Origin of the sequence: Zhouia amylolytica, assembly GCF_900116365.1 — a bacterium.
Classification (GTDB): Bacteria; Bacteroidota; Bacteroidia; order Flavobacteriales; family Flavobacteriaceae; genus Zhouia; species Zhouia amylolytica.
On sequence record NZ_FPAG01000003.1, the window covers coordinates 185490 to 201304 of the forward strand.

The window sequence follows — 15815 nt, forward strand, 5'->3', positions numbered from 1 at the left end:
TTATGATGATTATTGTCATTTTTTTTTCTTCGAAGCAACCGTATTTTTATAAGACACAAAAGTTCGGTAAAATGAAAAAAGTATTATTTCCCACTGATTTTTCTGATAACGCCTGGAATGCTATAAGTTATGGAGTCCAGTTGTATAAGGATATAGCTTGCGATTTTTTTGTGTTACACACCTATACACCTCCTTTTTACAGGGTAGATTATGCTTTAGGAGGTCCTGTATTTAGTGCGGTTAATGATCCTGAAGTTGATATTGTCCTGGAAAATATGGACCATACCCTTAAAGATCTATCCAAATACTATTTTAACGAAAAGCATCGGTATTATTCGCGTAATGCTTTTAATATTTTAACGGATGAAATAAATAAAGTGTCTGATAAAGAACAGATCGATATTATTGTAATGGGAACGAAAGGGGCAACAGGAGCAAAACGAATTCTATTTGGTTCCAATACCGTTTATACCATTCGGAAGGCAAATATTCCAATATTAGCAGTGCCGGATGACTATCAGTATGCTGAGGTAAATCAACTACTCTTTTTTACCGATTATTTGCGTCCTTATAGAGAAGATGAATTGGAGCCTTTAAAAGAAATCGCTCGATTACACAACGCAACGATTACCATACTTTATGTTTCCGAAGGTTATGATTTAACGAATGGTCAGTTATCAAATAAAGAAAGCTTGAAAGAGGCCTTGGAGGGATTGACCTATGAATTTAAAGAGAACACTAACACTAAGGAAACAATGACTGAAACATTAGAAAGCTACCTGGAAGATTCGCAATATGATATGCTTGTAATGATGAACAGGAAGCATTCGTTTCTGGAGCGATTATTGACCAGACAACAAGTGGAAAAAATTGGTTTTAATTTGAAGATCCCTTTTTTAGTTTTAAGAAGTAACGAAGCCATTAATTGGTAAAAACTCAACTACCATAACTATCAAAACATAGCATTTTTTAAAATACTTATTTTATTTTTTAAAAGAACCGGAATCTTATTCGATGTTTATTTCATTGAAGTAATCTTGCCATGGAGGTCTACGATGATTTCTTTTATCTTTTTTCTGATCGGTATTAACAAATGAAGGTTCTTTTTTTCGATTATATTTGTTCAAATCTTATCAAGTGTGAGTCAAAAATATATTATTATCTGTCTTTTTATGTTGGCATTGGTGGGGTGTGGTGATAATCAATCAAAACCTTCTAAAGAGCCAAAATTCACGAATAATTTAGTTAATGAATCGAGTCTGTACCTTAAACAGCACGCACATAATCCGGTACATTGGGAGCCATGGAATGATAGCCTGTTTAACACAGCTCAGGATGCAAATAAATTATTGGTGATTAGTATTGGTTATGCTTCTTGTCATTGGTGTCATGTAATGGAAAGAGAGACATTTCAGGATACGCTGATCGCTGAATATATGAATGAAAAGTTCATTAATATTAAAGTTGACAGAGAGGAGCGCCCTGATATCGACCAATTATACATGACGGCGGCTCAAATAATGAACGGGAATTCAGGATGGCCTTTAAACGTGGTGGCACTTCCGAATGGTAAGCCATTATATGCCGGTACTTACCATAGTAAAGACGAGTGGGAAGTAGTGCTAAAGAAAATGGTGAGCTTTTACAATCAATATCCTGATAAGGCCAACGAGTATGCCAATTCAATTGCCGCTGGAGTTAAACAAATAAATGCTATTATCGACATTCCAAAAGAGCAAATCACCTTAGAGGATGTTAAACAAGCTGTAGATAGCTGGTCTGAACAATGGGATCTCTTGTATGGTGGTGATAAGGGAGGTCAAAAATTTATGGTTCCTGAACGGATAAGTTTTCTTATGAAATATGCTTTTTTATCTGATGATCAGCTGGCGAACACACATGTCAAAAACTCTTTGGATAAAATGGCACTCGGAGGCGTTAATGATGTTGTTGGTGGAGGCTTTTTCAGATATAGTGTCGATTCGCAGTGGAAGGTACCTCATTTTGAAAAAATGCTTTATGATAATGCACAGTTAATGAGTTTATATGCACAAGCCTATAAAAACTATCAAAATGAATTATATAAAGAAGTTTTGGAAGGTCTCATCGAATTTACGAAGAATGAAATGCATGATGAGAATGGGGGATACTTTGCCTCTATAGACTCTAATAGTGAAGGTAGGGAAGGGGGCTATTACCTATGGACCAAACAGGAGTTGAAAGAAATTCTTAATGACGATTATGAACTGTTTGAATCACTTTATGGAATAGCGAATGAACCATTTGAGGGAGCCTATTATAACCTTTACAGGTCAATGAGTTTAGAGGATTATGCCAAACAAAACAACCTTGAACTCGCAAACGTGAAGCAACGAATTGAAGGCTGTATTAATAAACTTGCAAAAATCAGGGAGGAACGTGTTAAACCGGTGGTAGATGAAAAGAAGATTACCTCCTGGAACGCATTAATGATTAATGGATTTGTGGATGCATATAAAGCCTTAGGGGATGAGAATTTATTGAATAATGCCATGAATACAGCGGCATTCATTTTGAATGAGGGTATTGATGCCAAAGGTGAATTGAAACATACACTAAATGATAATGTAAAATCAGAAAGTGGATTTTTAGACGACTATGCATTTACTATCGATGCCCTGATCGAATTGTATAAAGTTACTCTCGATGAAATGTATATTGATAAGGCTAGCGGACTTATGGATAAGGTGATGAAGCTATTTTATGAGCCTGATTCAGGGATGTTTACCTTTAATCAGGGTACTGTTGTGTTCTCAGAACTCGTTAAAACAGATGATGGTGTTATACCATCACCAAATACTTTAATGGCAAAGAACTTTTTCCAATTATATCATATCAAGGGAGAAAATGCATATGAATCATATTATGAAAAAATGCTTTCCAATATGAAGCCTTCTTTAATTAAACACCCTGCCAACTATGCGAAATGGCTCAACCTTTCTTTAAATGAGGCCTTTCCTTTTTATGAAATAGTCATAGTTGGAGAAAATGCCTTTTCAAAGGTTAACAAAATAAATAATAATTATTTGCCTAATAGTATTGTGATTGGCACTAAAGGGCCTTCGACTTTGAGTCTTTTTGAAAATAGATATGTTGAAGGGCAGACATTTATTTACGTGTGTCAAAATAAGACCTGTAAATTACCTGTAAAAGAAGTAGAGGTAGCTTTAGAGCAAATGAGCGATTTTTAGCGCTTGATATAAGAAATAAAAAAACCCGATTTTGAGCATACTCAAATCGGGTTTTTTTATTGGGTTAGTTTATTGAAATCAAAGAAAGTTCATCGTTGTTCCTGGCGATTAGAAGTGCCTTTTTATTCCCAACAGTAATAATTGAAGCATCTTTTACATCTCCACCGGCCCATAAATTAATATCATTGTTTGGTATTACCTTATAATTTCCGTTTTGGGATAATTGTAATAACTGTCCATAACTTGCATCATTCCTTGGGGTTTCCACCTCAGAGCCATAAAGATTACCTAATAGCAAGATTTCTTTTTCTTTGTTGTCAGTAAAGTGGTCAACTATAATTTTGTTAACCGACGATAACTGGGCGTGATTTTCTAAGGGTTTAAATTCAAATGAAGTGCCCTTATTAATCAATAGACTGGTAGCAAAATTATTTGCTTCATATGATATGCCTTTCTCAAGTTCCTGACCATAGATGTCTTTGATATTAGCATTTCCATATTCGTTGTACGTCTTGAATTTCTTCTTAATAAAAGGCATTTGTCCGGAAGAACACTCTCTTCCTCTTACAGGATAAATTTCATTTTTTTGTTGATACCCTAAAACGATATCGTCGGTATCGTTCTTGTCAAAATCGTTAACAAACATAAAGAAAGGCTCATCTTTTGTCGCTTTATATTTATAATTCAGTCCTAAGTTACCGGCTATAATATCGGCATCGCCATCCTGGTCAATGTCCTCAACAGCTAAGCTGCTCCACCAACCAATTTCTTTGTCAAGGCCATAGTCAGAAGTTTTATTAATAAATCCGTCCTTTTCATTAATAAATATTTCAATCGGACCCCATTCATTGGCAACAATAAGATCGGCGACATCGTCATTATTTATATCGTGCCACAGGGAAGCAGTAATCATGGTATGGTCTAACATATCCGGTATTTTACTTTCTGTAACATCGACAAATTTAACTTGGTCTGCACTGCTTTGGTTTTCTAATAAGTAGCTTTTTGAATAGCGGCCATAAAAACCTGGTTGTACACGAGTCCCTATAAAAAGATCTATATCTCCGTCGTTATCGTAATCATTAGCACTAATTCTTAAGCCACTACCTGTTATCTCCGGTAAAGCTGAAATATTTTTACTGAAATTACCTTTACCGTCATTTACATATAAGCGATCTTGGTAGTAAGGATGGTTGGGCTCATATTCATAGCCGCCGCTAATGACATATAGGTCCATATCGCCATCCTGGTCAGCATCAAAGAATAGTGCACCCGTATCTTCATGATTTGAATCACCGGAGAACGGAGTAACCTTCTTTTCAAAGGTGCGATTGGATGTCTGCAGGTAAATGGCACTAGCCTGATCTTTGGCTCCACCTATAAAAAAATCTTCCAAACCATCACCGTTAACATCAGCAACAGCCAGAGCAGGTCCTAATCTTGACATTCTATGAGGTAGAAGCGTTTCCTTATAGAAATCGTTAAAATCATTTTCAGTATGGGTATAAGCGATTCCGGTTTCTTCGGTAATGTCTTTAAATAACTTATTATTTGGATTTTCAGCCACTGCCTCATCGCTTGTTCCCTCAGGATAGCTTATTTCTAATTCTTGTCCACCCTTTATATTCGTTAGAGCAGTTATTTTGTTATCAGGCCAGATAACGCGAATGCTATCAATATCTGGGGTGTTTCCAAGACCAAAATGTATTTTATCAGCGGTAGCAGATTGAAACCCTCTGGAGAAATAATTCTCAGCAATTTGTTTCCCCTTCTCACTATACAATTCAATACGTGAACCAACCGCAAAAACGTTGTCTTTAGACCCTTTAAGTTTAACCTTTATGTAATTGTTTTCGGAAATGGTGTTGTTTTGGTAAATAAAAGACATACTAGCCGAATTGTTCACCACGATATCCAGATCACCATCATTGTCTAAATCGGCATAAGCAGCTCCATTTGAATTCGACTCAGGTTGCTTGAGCTTTAATTTTTTAAAGCTTAGATCCGAATTGTTTAGATAAAAGTAATTCTCCTTTTTTCTTAATGGCATTTTATCCATTAAGTCTTTTATGTAACTCTGGGTTTCAATTGCTTCGTTCTCAATAACTTCCTCTTGCTTTTTCTTGCGATATCGTACAAAATCGTTATTTCTAAAATCTCTTTTTATACCATTAGAAACAAAAATATCTTTATACCCGTTATTATCCATGTCAAAAAATAATGGGGCCCAGCTCCAATCAGTGCTCGATACATCAGCTAACTGAGCTATATCGGAAAACATCGGATTTCCTGTTTCAGCGTCAATTCCATTGTTGAGCTGAAGTGTATTATACATGTATTGATGATGTAACCCGAGATTGACATGCTTGTAAAAACGCTCAGGGTTCATCCCGCTCATACTGGTTTTCTGGGTATAATTATCCTCTGCCATCATATCGACAGCCATGATGTCCAGAAGGCCATCATTGTTAATATCTGCAATGTCATTACCCATTGAAAAATTAGATACGTGTCCGAATGATTGTAAAGAAACCTCTCTGAAAGTTCCGTCCTGATTGTTGATGTATAAATGATCTTTCTCTGAAAAGTCATTGCCGACGTAGATGTCAGGCCATAAGTCGTTGTTGAGGTCACCGATGGCTACACCCAATCCAAATCCAAGCATATTGTTGATAATACCAGCTTTATCAGATACATTAACAAATTTTCCATTGTTGTTTTGGTACAAGCGTTCACCTCTGTAAGTGCTGTTTTTATCAATGAGTTGATCGATCGAATTTTCATCGTACAATTCGATCCCATGGTTGATAACAAACATGTCCAGATCCCCATCCTTGTCGTAATCTAAAAAGGCTGTTTGTGTAGTAAAATCAGGAAGATCTAAACCGTATTCTTTAGCCTTATCTTCAAAGACAGGAATACCGTTTTTATTAAGTCCGGTGTTAATAAGAAGTTCATTACGTCTCTTTTCAGCATCTTTTATTTTACCTGACTTACTGTAGTAAATATCCATGAGTCCATCATTGTTGATATCTACTACGGTAACTCCTGTACCAAATCCATATCCTCCTTGTGCATTTGCTTCCTCAGTTACGTCCTTGAACTTCATATCACCTTGGTTCAAATAGAGTTTGTTCGATTTTAAACAATCGACAAAATAGATATCCAGAAGATCATCGTTGTTAAAATCTGCCACCGCAACGCCACCGCCATTGTAATAATATTCATAAAACAACCCGTTCATATAGGTAGTTTCTTTAAGCTCATTATTAAAATGGATGCCAGTAGTATTTTCAGAAAGAACAGTAAACAGCTCCTGTGTTTCGACCGCTTTTTCCGGTTCTTTTGTTTCTTTTTCTTTGCAAGATGCAAGAAATGTAAGTATAAAACTTAGTGTGATTACTTTTTTCATTCGTTTATCATTTTCGGTGAAAAAGATAGAAAACCCACCTGATAAAACAAATGGGTTTTCTTTTAATTAATCTTATGAGTATTGATAATTACCGTTAATCATAACCTGGATTGTTTGGTTTTAGATTAGGGTTTTTGTCAATCTCACTTTGTGGGATAGGGAATAAGTAATCTCGATCGTTCCAGGTACGGGTTTCCCAAACTTCTTTTCCATCGTCAATTAAGTCGCCATTTGCATCCATGTCGACTCTGTAAATGGTTAAGACTTCCGGGTCTCCTGCAATTCCCCATCTTCTGATATCCCAGAAACGATGTTCTTCAAATACGAGTTCTATTCTTCTTTCGTGTCTAAGTTTCGCTCTTAATTCATCCTGTCCGGCTAATGCTATTGGTGGCATGTTAGCACGGTCTCTTACAGTATTGATAGCTTGTACAGCCAAATCTAGGTTGTTGCCCGATTCGATAAGAGCTTCTGCATAGTTTAAATAAACTTCAGCAAGTCTGATATAAATCCAATGCTGTGTGCTTATTAAATTGTGGTTTCTGTCTTCCTGAATGAATTTTTTCAATGAGTATCCGGTTCTGGTAAAGTCACCACTTGTAGCAATGCTTTCTCCTCCTCCTGGACGGTGCTCGATTGTGAAGCCTTTCCACTCAGCACCATCGTACAAGATAGAAGCGTAAAATCTAGGATCTCTACCTTCATATGGGCTTGCCGGATCATAACCTGATCCTGCTTCTTCAGGACGCAAACCAGTAGCTTGCATTTCATATTGATCAACTAAATTTTGAGTTGGTCCTGTTCCTCCCCAACCACTAATTTCTCTGGTCGATTTAGGAGTGTTGAATAGGTTCGCATAGTGCCCTTTATCTGGATCTTTAAACTGAACATCAAAAATCACTTCTGGGGTGTTATCATCCAAAAACACATTTTGATAATCCGGATCCAGAGAGTGTGTTCCTAAATCAATAACCTGCTTAGAAGCACTGGCAGATTCCGCATATTTTTCTTGATATAAAAGTATACGACCTTTCATGGCTAATGCTGAAGCTAAACCACCTCTCGTTGAAGCAGCGCTTTCTGCATTTTGAAATAAAGAAATTGCAGTATCGAATTCTTCAACTATAAAGTTCAAGGTTTCTTCTTCTGAATTTCTGGATACCAATAGGTCGTCGTCCAGTTCCTGAGGTTCAGTTATAATCGGCACACCACCAAAAGTTCTTAGGAGGTATGAATAATAGAAACCTCTAAGGAAATGTGCTTCAGCCTTTAAACGGTTTACTAAACCTTCCGATCCTTCTAATTGGTCATAATTAACAATGAAGTTATTTAACCTTCTGATCTGGCTGTAGCTGTTTGACCACAAACCATTAAAAGGTGAATTACCCGCAGTGATATTAGAAGGGTTAAAAATCGTATTAGAAGCTGGCCAAGGGTATGAGTTCTCTGCATCATCAGTGGCAGCATCTAACATATACCATCCTCGGTTAAAACCATGAGGAATACCAGAATATACTTTGTTTAAATACGTCTCAGCAAATGCCGGATCTGTGAAAATTACATCAGATGAGATGGCAGTCTGAGGTTCCAGTTCAATAGAGTCCTTGTTACAAGAATATAACAACGACAATGCTATGGTTAAACAAGATAATATCTTTATTTTTTTCATTGTAAACGTTTTATAGTTGAATGTTAAACCCTAGGCTATAAACCTTTTGTTGTGGATAAAACCAACCTCTCTGTTGTGGGTTTTCAGGATCAAGTTGTTTAATATCAGAAATGGTAAATAAGTTTCTCCCATTAAGATATACTCTAAATTTATCAAGTCCAATTTTTTCTGCAATTGAATATGGTAACGTATAACCTATTTCTAAGTTTTTAAAACGTAAATAGTCACCAGCTTCTACCCAGTAAGATGAAACTCTTTCGTTTACGGCATTATTAGCTAAGGTAAGTCTTGGATAACTCGCATCAGGATTAATAACATTTCCATCAGTTCCTATTTGCGCACGCCCAAGGTGTTTATCGAATACTTTACCTCCGTTAAAGAACGCCCAAGACGCCTCCTGAGATAAATACATATCGAAGTTAGCAGCCCCCTGGAAAAGCGCAGAGAAATCAAACTGCTTATAGCTGAAGCCAAGGTTAATACCATAAGATATTTCTGGAGTAGTTCCACGTCCGATCACGGTTCTGTCATCGGCGTTTACGATTCCATCTCCGGTTACATCAACATATTTGATATCTCCCGGTTGTGGGTTTTGTGTTTGGTAAACCGCACCTGCATCACCTGTTTGCTGTTGAGCATTTGCATTAAGATCGTCAATCTCTTGTTGTGTTAAAAACAATCCGTCAGCTAAATAACCATATCTGGTACCTAGAGATCTTCCTGTTTGCCTTAGTAGATCACTTACTGATTCTGACTCGGCGATATCAATGATTTCGTTTTTAGCATATCCAAAATTGAAATTCACAAAATAAGTGAAGTCCTTGATGGTATTATTGTGATTTAAAATAATATCAATCCCTTTGTTGTCTACAATACCAATATTTTCAAGTGGTAACTGACCTCCAAATGTAGAAGGTACCTCTAAAGCTCTGCTTGTTAAGATATCAGTAGTTCTTTTATAGAATAAATCAGTTTCTAAGCTGAATAGGTTATTCCATAATCCTAATTCAATACCAAGGTTGTAAGTTTCTGCTTTTTCCCAGGTAGTCAATGGATCAGGGATACCGTTACTTGAAAGTGTTTTAGAAACGTTACCATCATCGATAAAGGCCTCGTTAAAAGAGAATACTTCAATATATCTGAAAGGTTCTATACGGTCATTACCTAATTTACCGTATGAAGCTCTTAATTTAAGGTTGTTAACAACTTCCGAATTTTTCAGGAATTCTTCCTGAGATAATCTCCATCCTAAAGAGAAAGACGGGAAAAAGTCAAATCTTGAATCCTCACTGAATTTGTAAGACCCATCATATCTACCATTAAATTCAAATAAATACTTATCAGCATAAGAGTAAGTAAACCTTCCGGCATAACCCATAATGGCAGTTTCGTAAGTAGCATTTGAGTTGGTTCTTGTAGCTTCATCACCTGCAACAAAGAAGTCTACTGATGTTCCAAGGAAGTTGGTTCTACCTGCAGATAAGATGTTGTATTCAGTTGCTGTTCTCGAATAGATAAGTTTAGCGCCTAAATCGTGTTCACCAAAACTTTTGCTATAGTTTAAGATAGCTTCAGTAGTTAACTGATAACCCTGTGCCATAGATTCAGAGAGACTGGCAGTTTCTCCTCGGTCAGCCGGAGTACTAAGGTTAAATTCCCCGGTATTGGCATTATAAGAGGTATAAGATGTTGGAACGGTAAATATTTTTCTTCTTCCAACGAAGTTATCGCGATTTTCATTGCTTCCACCGGCAGATCTGTCATAAGCTACCTGACCTGTGAAATCTAAACCGTCAACAGGGAGGTCAATGTTTAAAGCAAGTCTTGATTGAAATGCAAAATCCTCAGATTTGTTATATCCACCTTCGTTAATTGCTGGATATAAACTGAACTGCGAATACCCGCCATTTGAAAACTGGTTTACCTCTGTTGGTGGAGTTCTCATAATTCTTGAAAACAGAGTACCTGCAGACATTGCCGGACGCTCGGTGTTTTCGATATCACCACTAAAATCAGCTTGTAAATTGATGCGGTTACTGATATCTACATCAATATTAGATCTGAAATTAAATCGGTCATATCTGTTGTTTTCATATAAACCATCCTGGTATAAATACCCTAATGAGGTAAAGTAACGTACTTTTTCGTAGCTACCGCGAACAGAAAGGTCATGAGATTGAATTAAAGAATTAGATTTTAAAGTTTCATCAATCCAATCAGTGTTTGGATGGGTGTCAGGCGACGAACCATCTCTGAACAGATCAAGATCTGTTTGGTCGTAAGCCGCTGCAGTTCCATCATTAGCGTTAGCTTCATTTAAAAGCCTGGCATAATTGTAAGAATTTAAAAAGTCTGGCATTCTGGTTGGAACCTGAATACCTGAGTAAGAGTTTACACTAAGCTGAGGTTTAGAATCACCACCTCTTTTAGTGGTAACTAAAATCACCCCGTTAGCAGAACGCATACCGTAAATAGCTCCGGCAGCCGCATCTTTAAGGACACTGATACTTTCAATGTCATTCGGGTTAATACTATTTAAATCTCTTGGAATTCCATCTACTAATACTAATGGTGAATTCGAGTTTAAAGAGCTTAGACCTCTAATTCTGATCTGTGCGATATCAGCACCAGGCTCACCAGACGATTGTACGGTTACCACACCGGCCATTCTACCTGATAAAGCGCTACTTACATTAGAGGTAGCATTTTTAACAAGGTCTTCTGATTTTACGGAAGAAATGGAACCGGTTAAGTTAACTTTTTTCTGTTTTCCATAACCCACGACTACCACTTCGTCTAATTCCGCGGCATCAGATTGTAATTGAACGTTAAAATTGGATTGATTTCCAATTGAAAGTTCTTGAGTTTTGTAGCCTAAATAGCTAATCTCCAGTACATCACCGGATTTTGCTTTAATGGAAAATTTTCCATCAAAATCCGTCGCAACTCCTACGGTAGTATTTTTGATCATTACCGAAGCTCCAGGGATGGGAACCTTCGTTTCTGCATCAACAACAGTACCTGAAATGTCTCTTTCTTGACCAATAGCAAGGTTAAGAAAGAAAACCACAAATAAAAAGCTTAGAATTTTTTTCATTCAGTTGATTAAGTTGGTTAAACAAAATGATTCAAAGGTAAAACTAAGAAAATTTTAAACTGGTAGGACGTGAGCCCTACCAGTTTGTAAATAAACAAAAGTTTTTTATTTTCTTTTTATTTGCTAAAATTTTCGATTCGGTGTATAAAAAAGGCCCTTACGCTAGCGTAAGGGCCTTTTTTATGTTAAAATGTGTTTTTTATTTTTTCACCATAATAACTTCAACGTTATTTTTTTCTAAAGCAATCAGGTGTTCTTTTTCAAGTTGATCATCAGTGATTAATTTGTCTATTTTCTCAAAAGACGAAATAAAGGCAAGTCCCGACCGCTTAAATTTAGAAGAATCAGCAACCACAATTACCTCTTCTGCAATATCGATCATAATTTGATTAAGATACGCTTCTTCCATATGATGAGTGAAAACTCCCAGTTCAGGCTTAATGGCATCTACTCCTAAAAATAATTTGTTACAGTAGAGCTGTCTGAAATTGCGCTCCGCCATTGGTCCTACCAGAGACATTGAAAATTCCTTAAGATAACCTCCTGGCATAAAAACATCCAGGTTTTCGTATTTAGAAAGATTGTTTACAATGTCAAGTGCGTTACTGATTACCGTGAGTTTGGTAAAATCATTAAGGTTATTAGAGATCTCAAAGGTAGTCGTCCCGGAATCCAGAATGATGCTTTCTTCCTCTTCGATCATCGAAGCAGCTTTTTTACCAATAAGGCGTTTAACTTCCAGGTTGATTTTTTTCTTTTCAGTTACCGTTAAAGCAATATTACTGGTCTTAAAAGCACCTCCATGAGCACGAATTAAAAGTTTGCTTTTTTCTAGTTTGTCGAGGTCATTTCTGATAGTTACTTCACTAACTCCAAGTTCCTGGCTGAGTTCATTAACGTTAACCTGACCTTTAATGTCAAGGATTTCAAGTATCTTAGAACGCCTTTCGGCAGTTTTCTTTACTTTTCCTTTAGTTTCGATTTCCTTCATGTAGTAGAAGATGTAATTATTATCTCTTTTGATTTAAAAATAATAAAATACTTCGTAATATTTTAGAAACTATCAATTATTTCGATATAAAAAAAGGAGTGAAACAATTTCACTCCTTTTAAAAACTACTTAAAACAAACTAACAAACTAACTAACTAGCTCTTTAAAAGAACATTAGTATTTCCTGCTCCCTGAAGAGAAATATCTACAGGGGTATTGGTTTTCCAGTTACCATCCGTAAAGTCAGGGAAGTCGATTGATTTAGATCTGTTAGCAACTGAAACTTCACTAAGCAATCCAACAGCACTCCATGAAGCAGCATCATAAACGTCCTGATCTAGAGGAAGTCCATTTCTCAAACAATCGATCAATCGCCAGTCCATGATGAAGTCCATACCACCATGACCTCCAACTTTCTTAGCTAATTCACCTACTTTTTTAACGATCTCTGGTGTATATTTTTTTTCTATTTCTTTAAATTCATCTTCTTTCATCCAGCTATGTCCAACAGCAATTCTTCCTGGGCTAGGCCATTTTCTGGCAAAAGCTTTAGATCCGCTTACTAGATGAATCCTTGAATAAGGACGAGGCGAACTCACATCGTGCTGAATCATCATAGTGCGACCCTTTTTAGTGCGGATCATAGTTGAGTTCATATTCCCTCTGAATGGATTGTTTACATATTCTGAGAAGAAATCATCATCAGTAGCCAACTCTCTGGCGCGTGATGCCATATTAAAATCATTGCTGGACATTGATGATAAGTAATCCATCTGGTCTCCACGGTTAATGTCCATGATCTGACATATTGGACCAAGACCGTGAGTAGGGTATAGGTTACCATTACGTTTAGCATTTTCTTTAAGCCTCCACATGCTTTCGTAACCTTTCTTATTAAAGTTTAAACCAACAAGATCATGGATGTAAGCACCCTCTCCATGAACGATGTCGCCAAAGAATCCTTGTCTTGCCATGTTAAGAGTAAGAAGTTCGAAGAAATCATAGCAACAGTTTTCAAGCATCATGCAATGCTTCTTAGTTCGCTCTGAAGTTTCTACCAATTGCCAGCACTCATCCATGTTTTGAGCAGCTGGAACTTCAACCGCGGCATGTTTACCAGCTTCCATAGCATAAACTGCCATTGGCGTGTGCCATTCCCATGGGGTTGCAATGTAAATTAAATCAAGATCGTCACGATCACACATTTCTTTCCAGGCATATGCTTTACCATAGTAAAGATCCGGATTGTGCTTAGTGCCTTTTAAAAGTTTCTTGGCTTCTTTTGCCTTGTCTTCTCTAAGGTCACACAATGCTTTTATTTCTACACCATCAATATAACTCATTCGTTTAACTGCACCGGGACCACGCATACCTAAACCAATAAATCCAACTCTGACTTTATCAAGTTTTGGAGCAGCATATCCAGACATATTGAAACGTTGCCCGAGATTCCTGTTCTTGATGATAACTCCATTCTCTTGAGCAAAACCAGTTATTGTACTTCCGGCTAGTCCGATACCCGCAAGTGATGATAGCTTTAAAAAGTTTCTTCTATTATTGTTTTTCATAACTAAGATTAATTTGTTGATTTGTTTATATTGAAACCGTAGGTGTCAACGGCATTCTGAACGAATATTTTGTAGACCACTTCTTCCGGTAGTTCCAGGCCTTTGAAAGATCCCTTAAACTCAGGGGCGCTTAGGGTTTTGTTAGTAGCAAAGAAATCGTAATGATGTTGCCATAAGCTTTCAAAACGCGCTACGAGTTCTTCGTCATTCATAGAGCCATCATCTATAACATCGGTACCATAAATAATACGATCCTGATATTTAATGAAAAACGCTCGTACTTTTTCCCAGTTCTCCTTCGCTTGTAACTCAACATGGCATATCCGTTCTGCTAAATCGGTTTTAGTGTTTGGATAAAGGTCCAGACGCTTAGCAACTTCATCAATACTCCACTCCATACTAAAGAGGTGAAGTCCGACGTATTTCAGCTTAGGGAATTTCTTTAAAACATTATCTCTGGCCTCCATCTGTTTTTCATAAGATGGGAACTCCGGATGTAAATACATATGATATTCCGGGTGACCAGAAAAATAGTCCCTGTCTGAGTCAACAGTCATTTCATTCAGCGGAAGCCAGCAATTTTTAGGCTCTCCCTGATGACCGATTAAGAGAATATCGTTGTCAATTAAATATTGATAAATAGGGTCAAATCGTTCATCATCCAGCATTACAAAGTTTCCATCAAGATCCTTTACGCTTTCATCCATTCCGATGTTTTTCCAGATTTTTACCCCAACCGCTCCTCGGGAAATACCATCCTTTATTTGTTGTAAAGCATGAGGTAACCATTTGTCCGTATTCCAATATTGGGTGTCGAAAGACGTAATTTGTAATATTCTATCCGGATATTTTTTTTGTAAAGCATGAACCGTAGCCTCTTGTTCATCTAAATTTTGAAAAAAAGGAATGTCCGTATTGATGGAAAGAAATGACACATTTCGCTCCAATGCTAATTTCATCTTAGCATCAGAAAGCGTATTTAAATGTACATGAGCATCAATAAATTGCTTTAACATAATTCTTTTATTTTCCGTTTTTTACCATTTCTAATTTCCCGGAAACCAATGCTGTTATTTTATTGGTTGCCTGCGGGAATACCTTACGCAAATCAATCTCCTCATTAGAAATAAGGACTTCTTTTAAGGTTTGCATAAAAATATTCTTGATCTCCGTTGCAAGGTTTACTTTGCAAATTCCATTAGAGATTGCTTCCTGTACCTGAGCGCCCGGCACACCAGAGCTACCGTGTAGAACTAAAGTAGCTGGAGTTACTGCTGCAATACGCTTTAACAACTCAATATCTAAGTTAGGCTCTTCTTTGTAAAATCCATGAGCAGTTCCGATGGCAACAGCTAAGGCATCCACGCCGGTAGCTTCTACAAAACTTTTAGCTTCTTCTGGTTGAGTGAAACCCTGTGTACCGTGAGATTGTCCTAATTTTGCAACATATCCAAGTTCAGCTTCAACATGCGCACCATACTTTTCAGCGCGTTTAACAACTTCTTGAGTGATTTTTATGTTCTCTTCAAAAGGAAGTTCACTACCGTCGATCATAACCGAGTCGAAACCAGCGTCCAGACATTGTTGAGCCAATTCCACAGATCCACCGTGATCAAGGTGAATCCACCCTTCAACTCCAAATTGTTCCAATCCCGATCTACCCAGCTTTACAGCTGTATCTAATCCCATATAGTCAATTGAACTCTTCGTTAATTGAAGAATAATAGGTTCGTTTAGATTGGCAGCTGCCTGTAATACGCCATGTAAAGTTTCTACATTATAGAAATTAGTGGCTAAAAGCCCTCTCTTTTGTTCCGTAAATAACTGTAATTTTTCTTTCAGCTTCAT

9 protein-coding genes are annotated in these 15815 nt (G+C 37.0%); 2 read left to right on the forward strand and 7 right to left on the reverse strand.

Features of this window, described 5'->3' with window-relative positions:
- Window positions 1-71 precede the first annotated feature (71 nt).
- Window positions 72-932, forward strand: a complete 861-nt coding sequence (locus tag BM361_RS05920; protein WP_074977830.1) for a universal stress protein — start codon at window positions 72-74, stop codon at window positions 930-932.
- Window positions 933-1139: 207 nt separating this feature from the next.
- The gene (locus BM361_RS05925) at window positions 1140-3230 is read left to right on the forward strand and encodes a thioredoxin domain-containing protein (RefSeq protein ID WP_139226625.1); all 2091 of its coding nucleotides are present in this window, start codon (window positions 1140-1142) and stop codon (window positions 3228-3230) included.
- Window positions 3231-3294: 64 nt separating this feature from the next.
- On the opposite strand, the gene BM361_RS05930 is transcribed toward BM361_RS05925, so the two are convergent.
- The 7 genes from BM361_RS05930 to BM361_RS05960 form a co-directional block, all read right to left on the reverse strand.
- Window positions 3295-6642: a VCBS repeat-containing protein gene (locus tag BM361_RS05930; RefSeq protein WP_074977621.1), complete on the reverse strand. Its 3348-nt coding sequence runs from the start codon at window positions 6640-6642 to the stop codon at window positions 3295-3297.
- Window positions 6643-6736: 94 nt separating this feature from the next.
- Window positions 6737-8311 carry a RagB/SusD family nutrient uptake outer membrane protein gene (locus BM361_RS05935; protein ID WP_074977623.1) on the reverse strand — a complete coding sequence of 525 codons (1575 nt, stop codon included), beginning with the start codon at window positions 8309-8311 and terminating at the stop codon, window positions 6737-6739.
- 10 nt (window positions 8312-8321) lie between these two features.
- Window positions 8322-11408 (reverse strand): SusC/RagA family TonB-linked outer membrane protein, encoded by a 3087-nt coding sequence (locus tag BM361_RS05940; RefSeq protein WP_074977625.1) that lies wholly within the window; start codon window positions 11406-11408, stop codon window positions 8322-8324.
- Between the two features lie 199 nt (window positions 11409-11607).
- Window positions 11608-12399, reverse strand: a complete 792-nt coding sequence (agaR, locus tag BM361_RS05945) for a transcriptional repressor AgaR (protein ID WP_038266158.1) — start codon at window positions 12397-12399, stop codon at window positions 11608-11610.
- Between the two features lie 155 nt (window positions 12400-12554).
- Window positions 12555-13967: a Gfo/Idh/MocA family protein gene (locus BM361_RS05950; protein ID WP_038266155.1), complete on the reverse strand. Its 1413-nt coding sequence runs from the start codon at window positions 13965-13967 to the stop codon at window positions 12555-12557.
- A gap of 8 nt (window positions 13968-13975) precedes the next feature.
- Window positions 13976-14983, reverse strand: coding sequence for an amidohydrolase family protein (locus BM361_RS05955; protein WP_074977627.1), 1008 nt, complete (start codon window positions 14981-14983; stop codon window positions 13976-13978).
- Window positions 14984-14990: 7 nt separating this feature from the next.
- Entirely contained in the window at window positions 14991-15815 is an 825-nt protein-coding gene (locus BM361_RS05960) for a class II fructose-bisphosphate aldolase (protein ID WP_038266149.1), read from the reverse strand.